We start from the raw sequence: 25,197 nt of genomic DNA on the forward strand, positions 1-25,197 counted from the left end.
AGTCAAGGTTCGACGTAATCGCGCCCGGTGCTGTGCTGTGTCGCTTCGTGACCCACACTGGGTGATATTGCCGGGTACAGGGTGAGGATGGCGGAATGGCTGAGGCGGATGGTGTGTTCGATGCGCTGATCGATACGTACTGTGAGGGGTGGAGTGATCCGGATCCGGTGCGGCGGCGGAGGTTTCTCGGCGACGTGTTGGCGGAGGGTGCGACGTATACCGATCCGACTGTGCACACCAGTGGGGTCGATGAGTTGGCGGTTCATATCGATGCGGTGTTCGCGCAGCAGCCGGGGATGCGGGTGATGCGGGTCAGCCGGGTAGATGCTCATCATGGGATGGCTCGGTTCGGGTGGCGGCTGGTGCGGGCGGATGGTACGGCGTTGCCTGATGGAGTGGATTTCCTGGAGGTCTCCGCGGAGGGGCGAATCCGTAGGATCGTCGGGTTCTTCGGCGGGTTGCGGAGCATCTAGCGCGGGTTCATCCGGCGGGGAGCGGGTGGTCCGGACCGCCCAGGGGGCCACAACGGCTTTGCCCGCCGGTTTCGTCCTCCAGTCGTTCCCAATAATGAGAATTGATGAGCGGTGGGGGCCTGCGGCCGCATTAGCTACAATCACGAGATTCGGCGGTTTCGTGAGATTGCGTACCGCCAGTAAGGCGTTCGTTGAGTCGGTGGGGTGCGCCGTGAGCGCTTCGAGGGCTACCTTCTCCTGCACGTCGGCGGGTTCTGATACTCGGCCTCGGCCTCGGCCTTGGCGAAGAAGGCGGCGGGGGTGTCCCACACCACTCTCGGCGAGCCCTCGAGGTACTTCATCCTGGCGGCCTTGGCGACCATCTCCCGTGTCGTCCCGCCACCGCCGTCGCCCCACCCGGTCGGTGCCAGTGACATCGACGCCCGGCCCTTGTCTTTGAAATTCCTTGCAGCATGCGCGATCTCGCGGCCATGCATCGAGCAGTTATAAGTGTCGACCGGCGGAAAATGGGTGAAGATCCGGGTTCCGTCGATGCCCACCCACAGGAATGTGTGGATCCGGTAACCACGCTCAGCCTGTTCAGAGTGAACGGACCCAACCGATCAAGTCACCAGTGCAGACGAGTTCGGACATTCAGAACAGGGCGCAGCAGCCAACCGGGCACCAGCACACGAAGGTGCAGCCGTTGCGGCGCTAATCCCGCCAGACGGGTGGGCGCTTCTCCAGGAAGGCCGCCATTCCTTCCCGAGCGCCGGGCAGTTGAGCGGCGCCGGCCATGACTTCCAAGGCGATGGTGTAGGCGTCGGCTTCGGGGCGGTCGAGTTGCGCGTAGAGGGTTCGTTTGCCGAGTGCCTTGCTGGCCCGGCTGCCCCGAGTGGCGCGGGCGAGCAACTCGTCCACTGCGGTGTCCAACTCGGCGTCGGGCACCGCGCGGTTGATCAGGCCCCACTGTTCCGCAGTGCGTGCATCGATCGGGTCGCCGGTCAGGGCCAGTTCCATCAGGCGTTTGCGGCCCACGGCGCGGGCCACCGGCACCGCCGGGGTATGGCAGAACCAGCCGCCCTTGCCACCCGGCAGCGCGAAGTTGGCTGACTCGGCGGCGACGGCCAGGTCGCACGAGGCAACCAGCTGGCAGCCGGCTGCCGTCGCCAGACCATGCACCCGCGCGATCACCACCTGCGGCACCGACTCGATGGTCGACATGAGCTCGGTGCACAGCGTGAGCAGCTCCCGCACGCCGAGCAGGTCACGCGCGGCGACGTCGCCGAAATCGTGTCCCGCGGAGAACACCGGACCGCGCGCCCCGAGAACTATCCCGGTGGCACCGGTCTCGCCAGCGGCCCGGAACGCGGCGAGCAGCTCGGCCAGATGTTCGCTCGACAGCGCATTGCGCCGCTCCGGCCGGTTCATGGTGATTCGCATAGTGTCGCCGTCCCGGGCGACCAGCAAATGCCGATACTCCAAGGTGGTCATGCCTCCACGGTAGATCTCCCGCGCCGCGGGGGCCGCCGATCAGCGCGATTCCGCTGTGGCAGCGACGCAACACCGATCACCGCCGATTCCCGCTCGTCGCCCCTCACTACCGGTAGCAGTAGGAGTCGGAGGAGGCGTCGCCGCCCTGGAGGCGCACCTGGTGTACCCGCAGACCTCGAAAGTCCTCGTCGTGCGGGAAGAACGACTCGTCGATGGTCATTCCGCCGTCGGGATCGGTGTGCATCACGGCCATCCAGGCGCCAACCCCGTCTGGGTAGAACTGATCGTCCCACGCGCCATAGAGCGAGTTGGTGAGGTAGACCCGCCGACCGTTGCGGCTGATCTCGACCATCTGGGGGCCGCCGGCAAGCGGCTGGTTCGGCGCGGCCGGGTGGGCGGTGCGGCCCACGATCCCGCCGAGCCGGACCGACCCGGTCTGTTTCGGGTTAGCCGGGTCGCGCACGTCGAACTGCTGGAGCTCCCCGGTACCCCAGCACGATACGTAGAGGTAAGCGTCGTCGACCGACAGGTCGATGTCGCTGACCAGCGGCGGCACCGCGCCGAACGGTTTCAGTGCCGGCGGCAGCAGGTCGGGATCAGCCGGCTCGGCCGGGATGGTGATCACCTTGTCGACCGCCCACACGCCACCATCACGGTGCCAACGCCACACGGAGGCCGACAAATCCTCGGTCGAGATCACCACGCCGACGAACCCCCAGGTGGCGTCCGGATCGTGCGAAGGGCGCAGCTCGAGTGGCATCTGGTACTGCTCGCCGAGATCGATCCGCTGCTGGTGCCGACCGGCGGTGAGGTCCCAGAAGTGGATCGCGTGGCCGTACTTGTTGGCCAGCAGCAGCTCCGGCTGCAGCCCGTCCTCGATCATGGACGGGGTGCCCCACTCGCTGCTGATCAGCGTGTTCTGGTTGAGATGCCACCAGGCGTCGTACGCGAGGTATTGCGGCCCACGGTCGGTCTCCCATTGCCGCAGCACATCGAACGTGCCGTGATCGAGCAGCGCGATCCCGCCCGGCCCATCCGATCCGTCTGCCCCGCCAAGGCAGGTCATGAAAACACCGTCCGGCCCGCAGTGCAGCGTGTGTGGACGGGAGTAGCCGGCCTTGGCCGCGAGCTCGGAGCCGTCCACGATCTTGGACAGGGTGGGGTGGCGTGGGTCGGGCTGGGTATCGAACACGTACAGGCGCGACGAGCGCAGACCCGGCACGATCAGGTACCGCCGAGCCAGCCCCTCCATGTGGTGGCCCTCATGCTTCAGCGCACTGCTGCAGGCGTTCCAGCCGAAATGGTGCAGCTCGTTGCCCAGGTGGGGTACCTCGGTCCAGCCCACCACCCGGCCGTAGGTGGCCGAGCCCGGATCGACATCGACTACTGACAGCGCATCTGGCTGCTGTGCCGCGCGGTCGAACGCAACAACGTATGCGAGCCGCTCCGGTGGCGCGGCCGCCGCCTCCGCTGCGCTCCGATAGAAGGTCGGGTCCATGTCTGAGTGATTCATTTCCAGCCTCCTTGATGTCGATAGGCGGAGACCCACGCACCTCGCCCGATCTGGCGGTTCCGAGGTGGGCGCGACCCGTGTGGTCGCGTGCTGTAATGGCGCGGGCAGGCAGTAACCAGTCTCGGCCTTTCGACGTAGATCCACCAGTGCGCCCGAGTTCCGCGACTTCTTCAAGGCCTACTACGGACCGACTGCTAGCGCCTCGTCGGTGTGCACCCGGGACGGCCTCCTCGCGGCATCGAAGTCGTTGGGGTTGGTGGCCCGGGATGCCCAGGGCGGCGGGAGCGATCGGCGGATCACGGCAGCGCTCGGCGGCTGAGCCTCATCGGCGGACTACCCACTGAGCGCGGCACCGCACGCGAGTACGCGGTTTCCTTGCGCCGCCGTCACTGTCGGCCCGACGGGTGCTACCACTCGGCGGGCAGCACGATCGCGCCGACGAACACAGTGCGATCGGCGAGCTCCCGGGATATCTGGGGATCGTCGCGACCGGCGAAATGTTCGGTCTCCCGCAGACGCAGCCGAAGGTGACCCGCGGATGCGGGTAGCGGCAAGGGAGGAATGGTTCCGTCCTGACCGCGCTCGACGGTATGGCCGGGTACCGGCCGCCACACGGGCAGCGCCGAGTCCACGTCGGGGTCGTCGACGAGGAGATCGAGCCGTTCGGGCTCGACCGAGGCCGGGCAGGTCTCGAGCACGACTTCCACACGGTTGAGCGGAGTCGGCGAGGTGCCGGACACGGTGACGTGCAGCTGCGATCCACGGCGTTCGACAACCACGCGGCGGTCGGGAAGCAGCGGAACACTTTCGGCGATCACGGCCGGGGACAGCTCTAGCCCGTCGAGGCTGTCGCGTTGATAGCGCGCGACCGCGAGCCGAACGAACGGGTTGTAGGACTGGCGTTCGGGCGGCACCGCGAATTCGACGTCGGCGAACCAGCGGTCACCGCTCGGTGTCACCGAGAACGGTACGACGGTGACCGGTCGGCCCACTTCGGCCAGATCGACCTCGGCCGGGTCCGCCGCGCCCGCGAACCACGACGACGGTGGAAACGGCTCGGTCGCCGGTGTGCCGAACAACGGGTCACGCCCCATGCGGGTGACAACGCCGCTGATCGACGGAGGCGGATCGGAGGTCGGCGCGACGAGAACCGCGAGCTGTTCCCCCTCACCGGTTTCGTACCAGGGACGCGCCAGTTCGACCCGCACGCGCTCGCATGCTCTGGTGAGTTCGATGCGATCGGGACCGATCCGCTCCTGTGTCCAGCGAAACGCGGGCACCACACCGAGCACCGTCGGCGCGCTCGGGCGCGCCGAGGACAGGACGTCGACCGGTGCCTGGGCGCGGGTCAGCTCGAACGCCGATTCGGGTTCGGTCGGTTTGAAGTATTGCCGGAACCGGCTGGTCGCGTGGAGGGTGTAGGTGACGGTGCGGTGTTTGGTATCGCCGAACTCGTGCCGGATCCTGACCGGCGGCAGCTCGCCGCGCGCGATGGTCTGACTGTGCAGATGCGCGAGGGTGACCTGTCGTTCGCCCGAACCCGCTTGCGGTCCGACATCAGCGAATTCGGTCCATGCGGCCGCCACGTCCAACCGGCCGGTGCTGTCGGTGTCGAGTCCGGCGTCGGGCCCCGCCGCCGGGAAGGTCGGCTCGAGCAGCACTGTCGTATCGTGCTGATTCCGAATGACAGCGGCGGCGGGCAGATCCCACCGTGGTTCGCGCAGCGGGCGTTTGACGGCGTGCACCACGAGCACGCGGCGCGGCGGCGTGACAATCGGGTTGCGACCCAGTTTGGTGCCGTCGGGCGAGATCGTGGGATCGCCCGCGCCGCTGCCCGCGAGGAAATCGCTGATCGCCAGATGATTCGACAGCTCGCCGTCGAGAGTCGAGGTCAACTCGATCGTCGCCTGCTTCGCCTTGGCGAGGGTCACCTCGAGGGTGTCACCCGCCCAGTGCACGGTGATCGGCCTTGCGCCCGAGTTCTCTTCGAGTCGAATCGTCTTCGGCGCCGGGTCCGGCCAGGACGGTGCCCACGCGCTCAGATCGCTGATCGACGTGGCGAGCCCGAGTTCGGTCTTCGCCACGAATGCCTGTATCCCGTTCGCGACCGGGTCGGGCAGGCCCGCGCCCGCGCCGTCGGAACGCATGGCCCGCTGAGCGAGCGCGAACGATTCCGGGTCGGACAGGTCGTCGAACATGCGGTGCTGCTCGATGAGCGGGAAGGGCACGGTCGGCGGGCGTATGGTGCGTGACTCGGTCGCCGGATAGTCGGGGTCCGCGGTGTGGATCTGCGCGACCGTCATGTCGTGGTCGCTGCGAATCACCAGACGCTCGATCCCAGCACCCGCCGCGTATCCGGCCGGGCCGTGCAGGGTGGGTGGCTGGACGGGCTCGTGGCGCAGATAGCTCACATTCGCGCTCGCGATCGTGTTATCCCGCAACTCCTCCGGTGTGAGTCCGCCGCCCGCCATGTCGGCGATACGGACGCGCAGTTGATAGAGGTCGGCGAATCGCAGGGCGGGCATTCGGCCGCGGGGAATCGCGAAGTCCCAGCGGAAATCGAACGGCAGGGGGTGTGCGGGATTGTCGGCCGGACCGCCGGTGTCGCCGCGCAGATTCGGCATGGGAACCGCCAGGTTCCAACCAACCCAGCGCAGCACGACCTCGTCGGCGCGCAGCGTGCCGTCGGCTCCGCGCACGGCTGCGAAGGGTTTGACGTGACCTTCTTCTCGGCCCGCCACGATGTCGACGCCGTTGACGCGGTAGCTCGCGTCCCGTTCGCACACCGACTGCCACGCAGCACCCTCGCGCCGGACATCCACGCGGTAGCCGAGCACCAGGTCCTCGGCCGTGAGCACCGCATCGCCCATCGCGCTCGCGTCGCGGCGGCCCGCCGCACCGCGCCGCTGTTCGAAGTCCCGTCGCCGGGCGGGCCGGATCAGCGCGATACCCGACGACCGAATCGGTGGCATGACCGGGTGGTCCGGCGGGTTCAGCGCGTAGTCGTGCGCGGCTTGGCGAAGGCCGTCGGCAGCCCCATCGATGTCGAATGTGGATATGGCCCATCGTTTCTGCGCGGGTGCGGCGGTCGGATCGGTGAGCGAGACGGAATCCGACAGGTCGAGCACGCCCGCGCGAATTCCTGAGGCCGCATCGGCGGGAGCGGGCCGGAAGACCGTGTCGGTGAGTTCGTAGCGGGTCCACGGTGAGGTGACGAACTGGCGCAGGAACGGCGGATCCGAACAGCGAACCGAGAGCGACCACGTACCGGGTTCCAGGTCCGCGACGGGGATGCGGAGTTCGAATACCAGTCCGAGTTCGAGCAGCACCGCGGGGTGTTCGCGAAGGTTCGACACCGTGCGGTGAAAGTCCGCGACCACGGGCAGCGGTGGTTCGACCTCGCCCGCTGGCGTGCTCACGGCCGAGTCGGCCCACCCCGCGATCTCGGCGTCGAGGGCGGCTGTGGTCTCCTCACGGCTCTTGTCGGCTCCGGTCCTGGTCAGGCGCCGGACAGTCGTGGCGACCTTCGTGCCGGTGCGGAACGTATCCGAGACCACAGGGGCCGCACGTGTCCTGTTTCTCCACGCCCTGACGAGACCGGCGTCGCCGCCGAAGAATTCGGACCACAGTTCCGATCTCGCCCGGCTGACCAGGCTGGGGATGTGCTGCGTGCTGCGTTCACCCGTCGCCGTGCGCAGGCGGATCTCGAAGCCCACCTCGTCGTTGAGCGTCGCCGGCCAATCCTGCAATCCGAAGTCGCCGAGGCTGCCCTCCGCGAGCTTGGGGACGACGAGGACTCGCACCGACGCCTCCGTCGCGCGCCGCCCGCTGGGGACGCCGACCCAGAGCAATTCACTCATTCCTTCCCCATTTCGTAGACGCGGGCCACGTTGTCCGCGCAGGCGGTGACGAATACGGCACCGTCGATGCCGGAAACCATGTGGCTCACCGGTTTCGGGTGGATCAATCGTTCCGTTTCGTATCCCGTGGCGGGATCGATGACGGCGACGACCCGGTGAGCGGTGGCGACGACGAGGTCTCCGCCTGCGGTGAACGCGAGGTCGTCGACGACGGCGCGAGTCGTGACGTCGGGCAGCCGTACCGCTTCGGCACCGCCGATCTCCCAGAGATAGACATCGTTTCCGGTCCCCGCGGTGGCGAGCAGTGCGCCGTCTCTCGACAGCGCCGCCGTCGTGACCGGACCCGGATGCTCGAGCGGGCGGAATCTGTACTCCCCGGTGCCCGCGTCGATGACCATCGCGCGTGCGTCGTCGCTCGCGCTGACGAGCGTATTTCCGTTGACCGCCAACGCACGGATGCGCGCGTCGTGCGCGATCGGGGCGTGTAATTCGGCTCCGGTCGCGGCAGAAAGTATCCGTATCTTGCGGTCCACGCAGGCGGTCGCCACCCAGGCCGAGTCCGGCCCGAACACGATGTGGGTGACCGACTGCGGATGGGCCGCGGACCACAGCGGGACCTGTTCCTCGGAATCCGCCCCTTGTGTCCGCTCGAACATGCGGGCGGTGCGGTCGGCACTGGCCGTCGCCACCCAGCGGCTGTCATCGCTGAAGGCCACCGCGTTGACCCGCGCATCGTGGCGCGCGCTCCATCGAGCGGCGGTGAGGGTGTCGTAGAGGCGGCAGCGTCCGTCACTGCTCGCGGTCACGACGCTGTGCCCGTCGGGACTGACCGCCACCGCGCTGACGATTCCGTCATGGCCGCGTTCGAGCATGGCCTCACCGGTGGTGACGCGGAACACGGTCAGCCAGGACTGCGCCGCGTCCGCGGCGATACCCGCCACCGCGGCGATACCCGCGGCCGCGGCGCTGACGGCGGACAAAGAGATCGAGGCCCCGCAGTCGCGCCGCGACCGAGCTCGGGTGCCGAGTTCGTAGACGCGCAGGAAGTCCGCGCCTACCGCCGCGATACGTCCTCCGTCACCGCTGAGCGCGAGGTCGGTGACGTCGAGACCGGGATCGGACCAGACCGTCGACCCGGTGCGTGTGTCGATCACCGACAGGCCCGCATTCGGTGTGTCGGGCGGGGCGGGCGACAGCGGGATATTGACCGCGAGTTGGTCGCTGTCGGGCCGGAACGCGGCAGCCACCGAGTAGGACTGGCGGGTCTTCGGGAACCGATGCAGAACGCGCCCGTCCGCGGTCGAGAGCAGTGCGAGGTCTTGCACGCTCAGTAGCACGAGCTTGCTGCGGTCGGGGCTGAAGCCGATCGTGTCGAACCAGATATCCGCGGCGGTCAGTTCCGGTGCGTCGACCACGGACCGCGTCGGAGGTAGGCCGTCGGCCCCGTTCCGCAGCTCGTAGGTCGCGATGGTTCCCGAGGTCGTGCTGGCGCACAGGACCGCGTCGTCCTCGAGGGTGAATGTCGCGGCCGAAGGGACGAACCGGTGTTCGCTCACCTGCCATCGCCTGTCGCCGGTTTCGGCGTCGACAACCGACGGGCACGCGGTACACATGAGCCTGGAGTCCATGCTGAACCGCGGCCGCGCCGTCGCGCCGCCCTCCTCGGCGAGCAGTGCGCCGGTCGCCGCGTCGAGCATGAAACTGTGCGACCACGAACCGTCCTGGGTGCTGGAGCCGGTGACACCGAGCCGGGTGCCGTCGGGGCCGAAGCAGAGGAAGCCGCCGCCCGGTGCCTCCCACAGCTGTTCGCCGCTCGCCGAATCGAAGCAGAGAATTCCCGTGGTCCCGTCCTGTCTCAGGGTGCTCACCACAAGGTGCCGTCCGTCGGGCGCGAAGGCGAGATCCGCGGCGCTCATTTCCGGTTTGTTCCAGACGATCTCACCCGACATGCCGTCGACCACCGTGATTCCCCACTGCGGGGACAGGCCCGACAGTCCGTTCAACAACCCGTTGGGGGCGGCCGCGAACCAACGGCCGTACCGACTCGCGGCGACCCTTTCCGCGGAGTGCGGCAATTCGACGTCGAGGCCCAGGTGGACGTGTTCCGACTCGATCACCGATCGCGACCCTTGGCCGCCGTCCCCGTCCCGCTGTCGTTTGCCGCGGCTCAGGCCCGCGAACGCGGCTCGGTACTCGACCCACTGCGCGAGAGCGCCCGCCGGGTCGCGCGCGGCGAGGGGACGGGCCTGCCCACCGGCGAGAACCCATTCGCCGCTATCCAGTTCGACGCTGTCCGACCAGAGCGTCAGATCGATCTCGATGACCAGCGTCGCGCGACCGATGAGTGCGTTGCGTTCGGATTGATACGTCAACGACAGGCACAGCTCGATCGACACACTGATGAGGCCGAGCACCTCCACACAGCCGCCGATGCGCAGATAACCGGTCAATGTCACCGCGCCGTCGCGCTCCAACACGAACCGGACGCCGCCGAGCGCGTGCACTTCGCCCGAGGCGACGACGAAGTCGACCGCGACGAACGCGCCGAACTCGAGCGCCGCCTCCAGGCGGCGAAGCCCGTCCCGGTCGAGTTGGATCTCGACGTATCCGCCGCCACCGAACATCATCACGCTGAGCTGGAAGGGGTTGACGCGACTGGCGAATCCGAGCGCGACGCTCACCGGATCACCGTTGAACGGAATGTCGATGCCCGCTGTCAGGGCGATATTGCGCATGACGAACGCGCCCGCGGCCACCGGGGGCAGCGGCAGGGAGTATCGCACCGCGACACCGCGGGGCGATACGTCGAGCAGTTTGCCCGCCGCTCCGAGATCCACCGCTTCCTGGAGTTTGTCCAGCAACTTCAGCTCACCCAGGAACTCCGCCTCGACACCGTCGACATCGACATCGGGTGCGCCGCCGTCGACCTGCGCGAACTTCAGGTTCGCGAAGGTCAGTCGCAACACCCGTTTCGGGCCCGGCGGCAGTTCGAGGGTGAAATCCTTGACACTGCACACTGTTTCGTTGCGGTTCGGGCCCGCCGAAACCGTCAGGTCGAGGCGGGTGCTCGGCTGTGCGACGAACGGCCCCGTCGAGCGCAGTGCGACGTCACGCCACTGCATCCTCACCTCGGGCGCGGATCCGGTCGACGGGATCGCGGTGATCTCCGGCGGCAGCCGCAACTGCGTCAGCAGCGTCTTGAGCGGGAACCCGAGCAGCGAGGCCCGGTCGGAGGGAAACAGCGCCGCCGGATCGATCGTTCCCGTCCCCGGCTGCGGCATCGCCTGCAGGTTGACCGGGCCGAGCGACCGTGAGATCGCGTTGGCGACGAATTTGGGGGCGACCAGTCCCCCCGACTTATCGGCGGCCCCGGCGAAATCGATGTCGCGGACCTGCCCCGGCAGCATCTCCAGCAGGACGTCCTCGGTTCCGTTCTGTAGATACTTCTCCGAGAACTTCACCGCCGAGACACCCGTATCGCCCCGGAGCACCCGCAGCGCGGGCAACGCGATCTCGAGTTGGGTGAGCGCCGCGCGGTATCCGTCGGTGAAGTCGGCTTGCTGCGCGATGCCCCCGATCGTCACCCCGTGCACCTCGTGCACATCGCCGCGCCCGCGCGTGCGAGTGTCGGCCACGTTGATCGGAGTGGGTGCGAACCGCACCTGCGCGGCACCGTAGTCGGCGGCCAGGCGTCGGGCGAGTCCAGGGTCGGTCAGCGACGAGGAGGTCGGGCCGAGAGCGATATCGGCGACGAACAGCAGCGGGACGGCGAACGTCGCGACCCCGCTGCCGGTTGTGCACCGGATCGGAAAGGACACCGCGGTCGTGTCGGTCCTCGTCGGACGGAAATGGGTGGCCTGCATACCGATTCCGGGTAGCGCCGTCATCTGCCATGCCGCACCCGCGACACTCCCGTTGGGAGAGGCGATATCGGCGAAGGTCGTCGTGCGGATCTCGATATCGCCGAGGGGGAACTGTCGGCGCAGCGCGGCGTCGGCGGGTGCGCGACGAACCGGCTCGACAATGGTGAGAACGCCGATCCGCCGCAGCACTGCGGCACCGGAGGCCGTGGGATGCCGGTCGAACTCCCTGGTGACGATCTCGAGGTATTCGGCTCGATGTCCCAGCGGATACATGACACCTTCGAACCTGGCGCGGACCTTCATATCGCGTCCGAGTACGGATTGCTGTTCCCACTCGAACCCGGCCCACGCTCCCTGCGCGTACAGCGTGCCGCCCAGGGAGCTGAGTTCCAGCCTCGTCGCCGTCGCCGGTTCGACCCCCGTTTCCAGCGCGAGCCGAGTGCGCGCCGATCGCGGCAGGCCGAGCGTGTTGTTGGGTGCTTGCGGGCCGAACGAGGGGTCCGCCGTGTCGGCCGTCGCCGCGTCGGCACGCACGGTGAGAAGGGCGTCGGCGGTCGCGCTCGTCGACTGCGCCGCGGCGTCCATGAGCCTGGTGCGCCACATCCCGCTGACCCCGGTGGACGTCACCGGCTCCACCGAATGACGGCACACCACGGTGCCCGATGCCGTCTGCGGTCCCGGCACGAGTAGCGTCCGCCACGGAAGCTCCACCGCGGTGTCGTTCGCGGTGGGTACGCCGGCCGACACGACGACCGGGACACCGACGACAGCGTCGAGTATGCCGCTCGCCGTCAACGGAATTCGCCGTCCCGCGGGGATCGCGAAGACGACACGGCTCTGGCCCGAGAGCATCCCGCGCCAGCCGGGAACCGTCGCACCACTCGTTCCCGCGGGCAGCAGCACAGGAGCCGCTGATCCCGGTGGCGAACACTCCTCCGCGACGTGCTGCGGCGGGAAGACAAGGGTCAGCCGGGCGCGCTCGCCTGCGGCCAATACCGGAATCCCGGCGTCGTCGGTGCCGTCCACCGTGAATCCCGACCAGCTGATGCCGACGAAGAGATGGTCGTCCGGACGTAATAGCAGTAACGGTTCCATTGCGACGAACTCCTCCTGCGCCGCAACGTTTCGGGACTCACGGCGATCGATGGCGAATGTCGACCGAGCAGTTCCATCGTCACCGGCATCTCACCGCCGCAAACGAGTAGCAAGGTACTCGATTCCCTCGATCCGCCGCCGACTTCCCGCGTCGATGGGATCCGGGTGGAACGGATGGCTCGGAGACGGCCGTATCCGGTCCACACCACACTGCTCTAGCGGCATCTTCGCTGCCGCACAGCCACACTCGAAGGTGAGGTAGCCGACTACGCATCCCGTGCCGCCGAGGCCCCGACAGAATGGAGACGAGATCACACGAGCAGGTTGGGCAATCCATCCGCAACCGGCAGAGGACTTCGTCCAAGAATTCTCCGGCCGCGAACACACCCGGCGGCTACCGACTCCGAGGCGGTGACATCGTGAGCGACTTCGGCACTCATGTCGCGGGCGGTTCCCTTCCGTTCGTCCCCGACTTCTCCCAGCTCGTGACCTGGGGTGCGGCCGACGAATGGATCGCGGGCTGCTGGCGCGGATCGGCCACCCGACCGGGGGGACTCGCGGCCATGGACGGGGGTACCGCGGCACCGCTTTGGCGTATCAACGACGGCGTACTCACTCCGTCGGGGCTGGCTGTCAGCGGGGACGGTGCGCGGATCGTGTGGTCATACACCGGCGGGTCGTCCCCCGTGCCGGACGGAGGACATCCGGGAGCGGGCCGTGTCCGCGTGATCGATGCGGGCACCGGTGACGATCTGTGGAGCGCCGCGCCTCGGGCATTGCGGCCGCGGTTCAGCCCCGACGGCGCGCTGCTCGCGTTCCAAGCCGGTGCCGCGGTCCAAGTCCACGAGGCCGCGAGCGGCGCCCTGCGATGGCGGCAGGAGCTGCGACAAACCCTTCCGCCGCCACCGATCGTGTTCGGCCGCAACGCGAAACTGCTGCTCGTCCGCACGGATGCGGACGAAGTCCAACTGTTCGCGGCGATGACCGGTGTCCCGGGCGCAACACTGCGTGACAGTGCGTCGGTGGTCTTCGAATTCGACGACGACGATCGTCGAATCCTCGCGTTCGGCGCCGATCCCGATCCCACGATTCGCGTATTCGACGCCGACACCGGTGCGGTCCACGCCGAACGTACTCTCCAGGTCACCGGCGGGCACGACTTCGCGGGCCCACTACTGCCGACCGGGCCGGGTGCGGGCCCCGCGGCTATCTCCGTCGGTGCCGGCCTCGTTGCGGTCGCCACGAGGGCAGGCTTCGGCGTGTTCGATCTCGCCGACGGTCGGGCCCGTTTCCGCCCTGTCGCCTTCGACCGGTTCGCGGATCTGCCCCGCACGGTCGCGTTCGCACCGGACGGACGCACCGTCTGCGCGCTCGGTCCGTTCGGTTCGGGCGAGAGAATCGCCCGGATATTCGACGCAACCACCGGTTCGGTCCTGTGGGAGGACCGAACCCAGGTCATCGGTGCGGTGGGCTTCGGCCCCGCTGGCACCCGCTTCGCCGTGGCGGGCTCGGCCGAGACCCCGGGTAGCGGCTTCATCGACGTCTACTCCACCGGGAACAGTCCGGGAGAACCGCGATGGGAGCGCCCGCTGCAAGGACGCCCCAGCCTCGTGGCAGCCGGGAGCGACACGGTCGCCGCGGTGTACGCCGATCAGCAGACCAGCCGGCTCACGACACTGCGTGTGGACAGCGGCGAACTGCTGCGGGAACGGACGATTCCGGGGGTGGTGAGCGCCCTCGCGGTGTCGCGTGTCTCCGACTTCTGCGCCGTAGGTGGCAGCGACGCGACATTGCGCGTCTTCGGCATGCGCGACGACACCGAGCACTGGCGCGGTCGCCACCTCGGGCCGATCAACGACATCGCGATCGGTTCGGAAGCCGACGGCGTGATCGTCACCGCGAGCAGCGACAAGTTCGCGAGACTGTTCCTCCGGGCACTCGCCCCCGGCGCCGACCCGAACGACAACCCTCCGCGATGGAAGTCACCGCACCCGATGAGCGTGACCAGGATCGCCATCAGCGCCGATCGACAATGGATCGCGACCGGCTGCGCCGACAGGCATACGCGCATCCTCGCCGCCGACGACGGAGACATCGTCCATCCCCCCTTCCGGCACGACGGCCGGGTCCGCGCGCTCGCGTTCAGCCGCACCGGTTCGCTGCTCGCGACCGCGAACGACGACTCGACCGTGACATTGATCGATGCGTCCACCGGCGTTTCGCGGACGCTCGCCCATCCGACCGGTGTCACCGCTGTCGCGTTCGGCAGCGACCCGACGCTGATCGCGACCGTCACCGGAACACCGGAACACACCGTGCGGATCTGGCAGGTCACCGCCGCGAGCGCGACGGTCACGATGACTCTGGCCGAACCCGCGCCGATCAACGCCGCAGAGTTCGCCCCCGCGGCGTCCACGCTGGCCGTGGGAACCGACTCGCAGACCGTAGTCATGATCGATGCGGCAGCGGCGGGCGAGATCCGGCGGATGGTGCTCCGAGATCCGGTGGTCGATATCGGTTTCGATACCGCGGGCACTCTGCTGGTCCTCGCCGCGGGAACCTCGGTACACGGGTTCAATGTCTGATCGACCACCGCCGGCGGCAGGTCACACGACGATGCCGGACAGATCCCACACCTTCGCGACTCCGTCGGCCGCGACCCCCACCTGACCCCAGCCACCCGTGACGGCGAAGGTCGAGTCCGGTGCCAGCGCGACGGTCGTGATGGTCATGCCGGTGTCGAAGCGATGAAGTTCCTTGCCGGTCGACAGCTCCCAGATCCGCAATGCGCCGATCTCGTCGCCGGACACGGCGAATCCCAGGTCCTGTGAGATCGCGACACCGACCACCATCTTCCTGAGGGCCGGCGCCGGCGCGCCCGACGGCGGCTCGAACTCCCGCACGATGGCACCGGGTGGTGTGGAATCCATTGCCGCGAGCGAGATATGGCCGTCGATGTCACCCATCAGCATCCGTGTGCCGTCGGGTGACAGCGTCATCGCGGTCCGCTCCTTTCCCGCTGTTCGGGCGAAGGAGCAGAAGAGTTGGTCGGCGTCGAGGTCCCAAACCATGATCTCGGGTTCGCCCGGATCGGCGAAACCGTGGAACGACGCCACCAACCGGCCTCCGGCAGGAAAGGACATGTCGAAGATCCTGCCGTTCTGCAAGCCGTCGAACTGCTTGATCTCGGTCAGCGACAGGTCGTATTTCGAGTACCGGCGGCCATGGGCCGAGAGTAGGGAAGCGCTGTCCACGAACGCGACACCGGTACCTTCGGTGGTCATCGACAGGGGCGTGCGGGTTTTCTCGGCGCCGGACACCGCGTCCAACAGGATCACCCAGTGTCGCTCGGTAGCGGCCGCGACGAGCGTGCCATCGGGTGAGAACGCCACGGCGAGCGGGACGTCGTCTATCCCGGAGAACAGATGCCTCGCGATCATGCCGGTGTTCAGATCCCACATGACAACGTGGTCCAGCGGGGCTCCGGTCAGCAGCCGGCTTCCATCACTCGACATCGCCATGCAGCGGACGCCCTCGTCGTGCGCGCCTGTGAGTGTCCTGATCAAACCAGCCATTTCTCGACTCCACTCCGGTAAACCGCAGGCAATTACTCCATTCGATTCTGCTCGACCGCGACGGCGCCAGATCGAGTAGTCCGGTACTCGATTTCTCGTCGGATCCGCCGAAGGAACTTTTATCGCGACTATCCGATCGGATATTCGCGAACCGGACTCCCGCTGCGGGCAATTCGCTCGGTGAGCGTGCCGATCCCTCGACCGACGAACCCGTCGGCGCCGCGGACGAATCCGCTGTCGAACGCAAGGCATGCATACGGAACAACCATCGAACCGAAGTCGAGTGGCCGACTACTCGCGTGATGTCCCAGACGTCGACGAAGGATCGAATACACAGCGTGCGGTCAACCTGAGCCACAGATGGCCGAGCGTCCCGACCGCGGACCGGCATTTCCCACTTATGCATCGCTCACTGAGAAAGGCACGAAAGATGACACTGGAACTCGGCGATCACGTCTGGTACTGGAATGGACTGATTTCACTCGACAAGAACATTCCACGGCTGGACTGGTTTCCCGATGCGAACCCGCAGGACCCGACCGACTATCGAGGGCACGGCAAAGAGATCTACAACTATGTCGTGCACGCCGACGAGATCGCCCGCGGCCGTCCCCATATGCGGAACCACGAGGGAAGCTTCGCGTGGCTGAACAACAATCCGGGCAACATCACCGGAATCCCGGGCGGGCCGAATTACGGCCAGTACCCGGGCAAATTCAATTGGCACAACTTCCTGATATTCCCCACGTGGGCGGACGGCTACCACGCCATCGCCGCGCTGCTGCGGTCGGCGAGCTACCGGGATCTGTCCATCCTCGCCGCGTTCGAGCGGTACGCCCCGGCCTCCGACGGCAACGACCCCGTCGCGTACGCGAACGCGGTGGCCGCGGCACTCGGCCTGTCGGTGTCGACCCGCGTCGGCGACCTCGACGACAATCAGATGCTCGTCATGCAGGACAAGATCCAGGAAGTCGAAGGCGCCATCCCGGGTGACAGCCTCGCCTGGGACTCGGAGGACATCCCGCCGGAAATCGCGGGCCAACTACCGGCATTCAGACGCATCGGCCGCCGCCCGCAAGCCCTCCCCCGATCCGGCGGGCCCTTCTCGATCGCGATGTCCGCACCCGTCGATACTTCGGGATATACCACGGGACTGGGCGGCCCGAACCAGGGCGGCCACGTCGGCCAGCATTGGTACATCCACTACGGCATGGATCTCGGGGGCGGCGCGGGCACTCCCGTCTACGCCGCGTTCGACGGCCATGTCACGAAATACCAGCCACACGATCCCGCGCTGGACAGCGGCAAGGTGTATGGCGCGCAGATCTTCATGCGCGCGCACAACGACATGATGGGCGGGTTCTACACCCACCTCACCGACGTGCCGGCCGGACTCGGCCCCGGAACCGTGGTCGCCCGCGGCGACCTGCTCGGCTACATCTACGAATTCGGCGGGATCACGCCCCACCTCCATCTCGCACTGGTCGAGATCATCGGAGGCGCGCCGAGCGGACAGTACGTCGGAGTCGATCTCTACCAGCTCTTCACGAGTATGCAGTCGGGTGCCCCGGATACGACTGTCCCGGTTACCTTTTCGCAGGACGGGAGCCCGCCCGAACCGAGCTGGCGGGGCGCGCGCGTCGGCGTACTCCCCTCCGGAGCGGTGCCACCGAAAGCGCAGCAGAACCTCGCATCGCGGGCGGTCGGCACCTCGAAATCATCGATCACCGCGCGGCAGTCGTCGCCGAGTGCGAACGGCCTCCCTCGAGCACGAGCGAGGCGGAACGGAAACGAAAGGACCAGCATGACCGGGCACTCCTTGCATATCGGATTGAACCGAGTCGACCCCGACGCCTACGGCGGCTGGGACGGCAGGCTCTTCGGGTGTGTGAACGACGCGAATTCCATGGCGGCCATCGCCGCAGCGGAAGGGTTCGCGACCACGAGGAAACTCCTCGACGACGAAGCCACGTCGTACGCGATCATCGGCGAGATCGGTCAGCTGGCGTACAACGCGCAGCCGGGCGATCTGGTTCTCATCACCTATTCCGGACACGGCGGCCAGACCTGGGATGCCGACGGCGAAGAGGAGGACAGCCAGGACGAGACCTGGGTCGCCTTCGACCGCCAGATCGTCGACGACGAGCTCTACCGGATGTGGGCCCAGTTCGCCCCCGGCGTGCGCATCGTCGTGTGTTCGGACAGCTGCCACAGCGGCACGGTGGCCAAGGACCAGTTCAAGCGCATGATGCGCACCGCTATCGCCCAAACCGCGGCGAAGACCGCGCCGACACACAAGGACTTCGTGAAGGTGATTCAGGGCGAACCGAAAGCGATGCCGCTCGAGGTCCAGCGTGAGGACAACAAGCGCAACCGCCAGTTCTATACCTTCGTGCAACGGCTGAGCGGACCGCAGGCTCGCGCGGACATCCAAGCGGGCGTCGTGCTACTGGCAGGTTGCCAGGATTCCCAGCTGTCCTACGACGGCACCACGAACGGGCAGTTCACCGAAGCGTTGCTCACCGTGTGGTCGCAGGGAACGTTCAACGGTGGATACTCGCAGTTCCACAGCAGGATCATGAACATTATGCCGCCGGATCAGGTTCCGAACCTGTTCACGATCAACGCGGGCGCGGACTTCCTCGACCAGCGTCCGTTCACGCCGTAGCGGTATCGGGCTGGGCCGCCCTCGACTCGCCGACGGCGGCCCAATGATCAACTGACAAGTAGGGTAGTCAGTCACAGCTGCGGTGTCCGGAGTTGAGACTCTCTATGAAAGTCAGTGGCCTGACCTGGGAGTTCGTCACTCTATGCGAGTACCGTTCGTCACCACAAAGTCATTAGCCGACCTGAGGATTCGTCATCTGACTCCCACGACACGAACGGCTCCCACCGCATCCGACCGGTCGCCCTCGCCATGTCTATGCGGCAGCGGAGCGCGGATGGCGGTACTACCGGGGCGTTGGGCTGAAATATGTTGTGCGGCAATAATACCTGCAGGTCTGTAGGTTGGCTACGATGGAAGGGTGCGGATCGGAGTCGGGCTTTCTGCCGCACCCGACGCGGGACAGGCGGGTGCGGAGGCTGCAGCGCACGCACTCGATCAGCTTGCGGGCGAGACGCTGTCGCTTGCCGTGCTGCTCGCGTCCCGGGCATACGCCGACGAGGCTTCGGCCGTGCTCGCCGGTGTCCACCAGTCGGTCCGGGTGCCCGCGCTGGTCGGATGCGTGGCGCAGGGTGTGGTGGCGGGCCGCCGCGAGATCGAGGACGAGCCCTCGGTGGCGGTGTGGCTGGCATCCGGATTACCCGCCGCCGCCGAGACGTTCCAGCTGGAGTTCGTCCGTACGACGACCGGCGGGCTGCTCGCCGGCTACCGCTTCGACCAGGCCGTAGGCGACTTCCACTTGCTGCTGTCGGACCCTTACTCGTTCCCGGCCGATCTACTACTCGAGCATCTGAACGCCGATTTGCCCGGCACTGTTGTGATGGGCGGGCTGGTGAGCGGTGCGCAAGGCCCAGCCGGCAGCAGGCTGTTCCGGGACCGCGAGGTACTGACCTCCGGCGCGGTCGGTGTACGGCTTCCCGGCCTGCGCGGGGTGCCGATCGTATCGCAGGGATGTCGGCCGATCGGGTACCCGTATATCGTCACCGGCGCGCGTGGCGCGCTGATCACCGAGCTCGGTGGCCGGCCGCCGAGCGAACGGTTGCGGGAGATCGTCACGGTGCTGCCACCCGATCAGCTAGAGCTGCTGACGCACGGCCTACAGATCGGAATCGTGGTCGACGAGCATCTGGCAGCGCCCGGGCAGGGCGATTTCCTGATCCGGGGCATCCTCGGCGCCGACCCGTCGAGCGGCGCGATCGAAGTCGGCGAGGAGGTCGAGATCGGCACGACCGTACAGTTCCAGGTCCGCGATGCGGTCGGGGCGGACAAAGATCTGCGTGCGGCCCTCATGCAGGCGAGTTCGGATCTGCCCGGGCGCCCGGTCGGTGCGTTGCTGTTCACGTGTAACGGACGCGGCCAGCGAATGTTCGGGGTTGCCGATCACGACGCCGCGACGATCGATGACCTCCTCGGCGGCATTCCGCTTGCGGGTTTCTCGGCCGCCGGCGAGATCGGTCCCATCGCGGGCCGCAACGCGCTGCACGGATTCACGGCCTCGATAGCGCTGTTCGTCGAATAAGCGGCAGTCGGTCAACTTCGATCATCGCCCGCGACCTCGCGTAGCACGGCCAGCTGTTCGGCTCGCTAGGACGGGCACGGAGCGGCCGACACTGGCGTAGTCGGTGGCGTGGGCCAGGAGGGCTCCGCTTCGTGTGACCTGTGCCCGGCCGCGGATAGGCGGCCCGAGATGGCCGCGGCGATCGCCCGCGTCCGTTCCACGTCTCGGCACAGTTCTTCGACGATGTGGGTACTCACGTGCGACACGGTCACGATGTGCGCCCGATCGCCGACCGTCGCCAGGTGATATTTGCCGCAGATCCACTCGGCGGGCCGATCGAAGGCCACGACGATCGATGAAGGGTGCAGTTCAGGATGCAACCCTGCTGCGGCAAGACGCTCGGCGGTCTGCTGCGCCATGGCGAGGGCCGCGCGGGCATCGCGCGCCAACCCCTTCAGCCCCTTGGACGCGAGCGCGAACCAAATGAGCACGCTGGCGAGCCCACTGCGCGAACAGCCGAGGGTGGCGTCGGTCGCGCCGACATACTCGCCCTCCACCTCGGCGGCGACCAATTCCGACCGGCACATCGCGAGTGCACACGGGACGGGCATGCCGAGCCCTTTGTGCATACTCACCGCGATGCTGCCGACCGCGCGATGCGCGAAGCCCCAGGACGCACTGTCCGCGGTGAACGGCACGATCAGCCCCGACAGCGCCGCATCGGCGTGCACATACACCGGACCCGCCACCGAGGCCGCCACCACAATCGCGTCCACATCATCGATCGCGCCTGTCATCGTCGTGCCGATGGTCGCGACGACCACCGCACCGCGACCGGCATCGCGACGGCATTCGCGCGCCAACTCCGCCACGTCCATGCGGTCCTGGGCATCACATCCGATGACGACCAGTTCCTTTCGCATCAGCCGCGCGTTCTTTCGGATCGAATAGTGGGCGGCCTGGCTGCAGTAGACCCTGGCGTCGGGCAGCGATGTACAGCCTCGATCGAGTCCGAACTGGTTGGCCTCGCTGCCGCCGCTGGTCACGTATCCGTAGGTTCGGTCGGGGTTGCCGTTGGCCAGCCGAGCCATGAAGTCGACGACCGCGCGCTCCATCGCTTTGGAGTTGATATCCGACTTGTCCGCGCTGCCCGGGTCGCCGACATTGTTGATGAGGATGTCGAGTAGCCCGCCGAGTCGGCTGAAACTGAACTCGAGGTTGCCAGGAAACCCGAGCACATACGGTTCTTTGCCCCGCATACCGGTGATGAAGGCATCGAGCTGCGAGAGCAATTCCTCCTCGGGTCGAGGAGATCGACCGATTCGGTGCTGGTCGGAAATCGAGATGTTCACGCGTACCGCCTGGTTTGCCGACGGTGTCGCCTTGCGTCATGTCGGTATTCGGGCAGAGGTTAGCAACGTTCCGGCACACGACGCGGAGCACGATTTACCAATGGTGAGAGGTCGATCCGAGCAGAGTGCGCTTATCGGCATCCGCGTGGCATACAGAAGTCAGAACTGTCCCCGCGAGGAAACCAGTACATCTCCGGCCGACTCACGCGACGAGGCCGGAAACCTCGTCGGCACGGGAGATTTTGAACTACAGATGCGCACCTGCGCCACCGGACGGACTGAAACGTCGCGCCTAGAGCAGGCTATGGGTGGCGAGGCGGGCGAGGCAGGTATCGACGACGTCAGCGGCAGAGCTGGGCTCCTTCCCCGCGGCCCACAGTTCGGTTGCCAGGCGCACGGCGGTATTGGCCATGGCCGCTGTGAGGGCGACGTCGAGGTCGTCGGCGGAGCGGCCGGTGCGGGCGGCAAGGATTGGAATGAGCTGGTTTTCGCAGTCGTGCTGGACGCGCAGCCAGGTCGCGCGCAGGGCGGGGAGTTGGGTGGCGGCGTGCACCAGCGGACGCAGGCTCGTCTCGGCGATACCCTCCGCCGCCAGCGTGCCCGCGGTGGCGGCGCGGTAAGAGCGGCTCAGCGCCTCGCGCAACGGCAAGTCGGGCGGACAGGCGGCGAGTTCGTCCGCCCAGGCCTGGGTCCCGATGGCCAGCAGCGGCGCGACGACATCTTCCTTGCCGGCGAAGTAACGGTAGAAAGTGCGCAGCCCCATGCCTGCGGCAGCGGCGATATCGTCGACAGTCGTTGCGGCGTAACCGTTTTCAATGAAGAGGTGCGCCGCAACCATTGCCACTTCGCGGCGCGTGGCCGCGCGGCGGGTCGCACTGAGTGTCGGACGCCCCGGACCGGGCGCGGCACGGTTTCGCTCGCTGGTCACAGGTGCACTGTACCGAGCCCGCACCATTTAATGGCGTCGAGTGCCATTTTCGGCATATTGTGTCAGAAACAGTATCCACTGATCAGGGAGAGAGCCCATGAACCGTCTCGAACAGCGCCGCATTCTGGTCACCGGCGCCGGATCCGGCATCGGCCAGGCCACCGTCCTCCGTCTGCTGTCCGAGGGCGCGGTTGTCGTCGGCGCCGATGTCAACGCCGAGGGCCTGGAACTGACCCGCAAGCAAGCCGCCGAAGCGGGCACCGACACCCGGCTGACCACCCTCGAGATGAACATCGGCCGGGAGGTCGACGTGGTCGCGGGCGTGAAAAGCGCCATCGAATCCCTCGGCGGGCTTGACGCACTGGTCAACGCGGCGGGCATCCTGCGCGCGGCACACACCCACGAGACATCGCTGGACCTGTGGAACCAGATCATCAACGTCAACCTCACCGGCACCTTCCTGGTGATCCGAGAGGCGCTGCCCGCACTGCTCGCCAACCCGCGCAGCACCATCGTCAACTTCAGCTCCACCTCGGCCAACTTCGCACACCCCTACATGGCGGCATACTCCGCGAGCAAGGGCGGCATCCAGACGCTGACCCACGTGCTGGCACTGGAATACGGCAAGCAGGGATTACGCGCGGTCAGTGTCGCCCCGGGTGGCATCAAGTCGGGCATCACCGACTCCACCCCCGGCCACCTCCCCCAGGACTCCGACTGGTCCTTGTTCGGTCGCCTGATCGCCGTTCTGCCGCAAGATAATCCGGAAGAGCTGGCAGGCCCCGAGAACGTGGCCGGTGTCATCGCCATGCTCGTCTCCGACGACGGCCGCTTCATCAGTGGCACCGAGATCCGGATCGACGGAGCGGCGCACACGTAGTGCTGGTGCCGCCCGACTTCCCTTCGCCTGCTTGACCGCAGTCAGCCCAAGGCTGGCGAAGGCTCGTCCGGCCCGTGTGGTCGTGTCCACGTGAGAGAACCACGTGCGTGCGGCACTATGCGCGGCATTCGGCTAGTTACCGGACGTTGCGATGTCGGGTGAAGGATCCGTTCTCGCAGTGCCGTTTTCAGCGCGTCCTGTGTTGCGAGGTAGTCGGCACAGCTGCTTTTGGCGGGCATCGATGGGTTGTACAGGGGATGGATGCCCAGCAGAACGCTGACGATCATCGGCGAGGGTCTGCGACGATGGCGATCATCGCGGTGTTGCCGTGGCTTGACCGTGGCGAAGAGCTTCGGCGGCAAGTACGTCGAGTTCGCGACCCCGGGGTCGACGGTCACACTGGCGATGTACCCGCGTCGTGCCGCCGCCAAGGACGCCGGCGTCTCCCCCGAGGGCACCGACTCGCACCGGATCGTCATCGGCGGTACTACCGGTTCCTTCACCGACCCGGACGGATTCGTGTGGGAGACCACGGCCGCCTGAGATCGGACACCGACACCACGCGCGTCCCCGCGGGTGCGGTCACGAGCGTTCCGCCGTTCCCGCGCCGTTGTCGCGGGCTTCGACGGCCTTGACGGTCTTTCCGAGCGCATGTCTCAAGACGCCCTTGCCGACGGTTCCGACCACGACGCCGAGCACCCGTCCCTTGAGGTTCTTGCCCTCGCGCACCACGACAACATCCACATCGGTCGTCCCGTCGGGCCGGCGTGTGAATGTGTATGTGTGGCCTGAGTGACCGCCCCACACGTTGGAGTCGGTGGTCGTCATGACGACGCGATCGGGGTCTGACCAGTCGTAGTGCAGGCGTTCCCAGATGCCGTGCGAGCCCTCCGTGACGTCGGCCTCACCGGGGCCTCTGGCGTGCACCTCGAGGTATTCGTCGGTGCTGTTGCCGAACAACTGTGAGCGGCCGGGCCCGAAGTCGGTAAGCGCCGCGACGAACTGCTCGGGCGTCGAGTTCGTCGTCTCTTTGAAGTGGATGGTGGACATGTTTTTCTCCTTTGCTTCGGCAGTGACGGGGTGGAGAGCGATGGCGGCCGCTGCGATCAGACAGGGAAGGTGACTCCGGTCAATTTCTCCGAGGCCGCCCACAAGCGTTGTTGAATCGCCATGTCATGCGATTGTGAACTCGATTCGACGATTTTCGGGTAACCGCGGGTCTCCAAGAATCCACCCGGTCCGTAGTACTGACCGCCGAGCACGTCGGGGTCGGTGGCCGCGCGGAGTATCGACAAGGCACCCATCGCTGGGCTCTGCGTGGCGATGGGCGCGATAACAGGCACGAGCGCACGCAGCGCCGCCGGCATGTTGCGCATCAAGTCAGTGTTGGCGGCACCGGGGTGAGCCGCGACCGCGATCGTCTTGCCGGTGCTGGACAGGCGACGTTGCAGCTCGTAGGTGAACATCAGATTCGCCAGCTTGGACTGGCCGTACGCCGCCACCCGGTTGTAGGACCGTTCCCCCTGCAGATCGTCGAAGTTGATCCGCGCCCGGATACGATGGCCGACGCTGCTGACCGTGACCACCCGCGAGCCCGGTACCGGCAGCATTCTATCGAGCAACAGCCCGGTGAGCGCGAAGTGTCCCAAATGATTCGTGCCGAATTGCAGCTCGAACCCGTCGCTGGTGATCTGCCTCGGCGTGTACATCACCCCAGCGTTGTTGACCAACAGATCGATCGTGGAATACGCGGACCTGAGCTGCTCCGCAGCATTGCGCACGGATTCCAGCGAGGTTAGATCGAGCTGTTGGACGGTGGTGTCCGCGCCTGGGACAACGTCGGCAATACGGTCCGCGGCGTGTTTACCCTTGTCCACATCTCGCACCGCCAGCACCACCGACGCGCCGTGCGCCGCGAGTGCCCGAGCGGCCTCGAACCCGAGTCCGCTGTTGGCGCCGGTGACGATCGCCAGTCGACCCTTCTGAGCTGGTATGTCTTGCTCCGTCCACCTGTTCGCCATA

Annotated in this window: 14 protein-coding genes and 2 pseudogenes; 6 read left to right on the plus strand and 10 right to left on the minus strand. The window is 67.0% G+C overall.

The features are described 5' to 3' along the window. Positions 1–95 precede the first annotated feature (95 nt). A complete protein-coding gene (locus tag ACFQZZ_RS01405; protein WP_378672621.1) occupies positions 96–473 on the plus strand; it encodes a nuclear transport factor 2 family protein in 378 nt (125 codons plus the stop codon). Positions 474–718: 245 nt separating this feature from the next. Here ACFQZZ_RS01405 and ACFQZZ_RS01410 read toward each other — a convergent pair. From ACFQZZ_RS01410 to ACFQZZ_RS01430, 5 genes and pseudogenes are all read right to left on the minus strand, one after another. After that, positions 719–1,027, minus strand: a pseudogene (locus tag ACFQZZ_RS01410) (alpha-mannosidase); the annotation flags it as partial. Between the two features lie 139 nt (positions 1,028–1,166). Continuing rightward, positions 1,167–1,946 (minus strand): enoyl-CoA hydratase-related protein, encoded by a 780-nt coding sequence (locus tag ACFQZZ_RS01415; RefSeq protein WP_378672623.1) that lies wholly within the window; start codon positions 1,944–1,946, stop codon positions 1,167–1,169. 106 nt (positions 1,947–2,052) lie between these two features. Further along, the gene (locus tag ACFQZZ_RS01420; RefSeq protein ID WP_378672626.1) at positions 2,053–3,459 is read right to left on the minus strand and encodes a selenium-binding protein SBP56-related protein; all 1,407 of its coding nucleotides are present in this window, start codon (positions 3,457–3,459) and stop codon (positions 2,053–2,055) included. A gap of 407 nt (positions 3,460–3,866) precedes the next feature. Continuing rightward, complete coding sequence (locus ACFQZZ_RS01425; protein WP_378672629.1) at positions 3,867–7,319, minus strand: hypothetical protein; 3,453 nt, start codon at positions 7,317–7,319, stop codon at positions 3,867–3,869. After that, entirely contained in the window at positions 7,316–12,277 is a 4,962-nt protein-coding gene (locus tag ACFQZZ_RS01430; RefSeq protein ID WP_378672632.1) for a WD40 repeat domain-containing protein, read from the minus strand. Before ACFQZZ_RS01430 ends, ACFQZZ_RS01425 begins: the two co-directional genes overlap by 4 nt. Before the next feature lie 419 nt (positions 12,278–12,696). Between ACFQZZ_RS01430 and ACFQZZ_RS01435 the strand changes: the two genes are divergently transcribed. Continuing rightward, a complete protein-coding gene (locus ACFQZZ_RS01435) occupies positions 12,697–14,862 on the plus strand; it encodes a WD40 repeat domain-containing protein (protein ID WP_378672635.1) in 2,166 nt (721 codons plus the stop codon). A 21-nt stretch (positions 14,863–14,883) separates the two neighbouring features. Here the strand turns inward: ACFQZZ_RS01435 and ACFQZZ_RS01440 are convergent, their stop codons facing one another. Then, positions 14,884–16,104 carry a WD40 repeat domain-containing protein gene (locus tag ACFQZZ_RS01440; protein WP_378672638.1) on the minus strand — a complete coding sequence of 407 codons (1,221 nt, stop codon included), beginning with the start codon at positions 16,102–16,104 and terminating at the stop codon, positions 14,884–14,886. Between the two features lie 178 nt (positions 16,105–16,282). Between ACFQZZ_RS01440 and ACFQZZ_RS01445 the strand changes: the two genes are divergently transcribed. Further along, positions 16,283–18,520, plus strand: a complete 2,238-nt coding sequence (locus ACFQZZ_RS01445; protein ID WP_378672641.1) for a caspase family protein — start codon at positions 16,283–16,285, stop codon at positions 18,518–18,520. A gap of 358 nt (positions 18,521–18,878) precedes the next feature. Further along, positions 18,879–20,036, plus strand: a complete 1,158-nt coding sequence (locus ACFQZZ_RS01450) for an FIST N-terminal domain-containing protein (protein ID WP_378672643.1) — start codon at positions 18,879–18,881, stop codon at positions 20,034–20,036. A gap of 65 nt (positions 20,037–20,101) precedes the next feature. On the opposite strand, the gene ACFQZZ_RS01455 is transcribed toward ACFQZZ_RS01450, so the two are convergent. Both ACFQZZ_RS01455 and ACFQZZ_RS01460 read right to left on the minus strand, forming a co-directional pair. Further along, on the minus strand, positions 20,102–21,367 hold the full coding sequence (locus ACFQZZ_RS01455) for an aminotransferase class I/II-fold pyridoxal phosphate-dependent enzyme (RefSeq protein WP_378672646.1): 1,266 nt from the start codon (positions 21,365–21,367) through the stop codon (positions 20,102–20,104). Between the two features lie 292 nt (positions 21,368–21,659). Next, positions 21,660–22,295, minus strand: coding sequence for a TetR family transcriptional regulator (locus tag ACFQZZ_RS01460; protein ID WP_378672649.1), 636 nt, complete (start codon positions 22,293–22,295; stop codon positions 21,660–21,662). A 97-nt stretch (positions 22,296–22,392) separates the two neighbouring features. On the opposite strand from ACFQZZ_RS01460, the gene ACFQZZ_RS01465 reads away from it, so the two are divergent. Beyond that, on the plus strand, positions 22,393–23,175 hold the full coding sequence (locus ACFQZZ_RS01465) for an SDR family NAD(P)-dependent oxidoreductase (protein ID WP_378672651.1): 783 nt from the start codon (positions 22,393–22,395) through the stop codon (positions 23,173–23,175). A 330-nt stretch (positions 23,176–23,505) separates the two neighbouring features. Then, positions 23,506–23,718, plus strand: a pseudogene (locus ACFQZZ_RS01470) (glyoxalase); the annotation flags it as partial. 39 nt (positions 23,719–23,757) lie between these two features. Here the strand turns inward: ACFQZZ_RS01470 and ACFQZZ_RS01475 are convergent. Together ACFQZZ_RS01475 and ACFQZZ_RS01480 are read right to left on the minus strand one after the other, a co-directional pair. Continuing rightward, complete coding sequence (locus ACFQZZ_RS01475; RefSeq protein ID WP_378672654.1) at positions 23,758–24,225, minus strand: hypothetical protein; 468 nt, start codon at positions 24,223–24,225, stop codon at positions 23,758–23,760. A 56-nt stretch (positions 24,226–24,281) separates the two neighbouring features. Then, a complete protein-coding gene (locus ACFQZZ_RS01480; RefSeq protein WP_378672657.1) occupies positions 24,282–25,196 on the minus strand; it encodes an SDR family NAD(P)-dependent oxidoreductase in 915 nt (304 codons plus the stop codon). Position 25,197 lies beyond the last annotated feature (1 nt).

Origin of the sequence: Nocardia sp. GCM10030253 (assembly GCF_042675075.1) — a bacterium.
Classification (GTDB): Bacteria; Actinomycetota; Actinomycetes; order Mycobacteriales; family Mycobacteriaceae; genus Nocardia.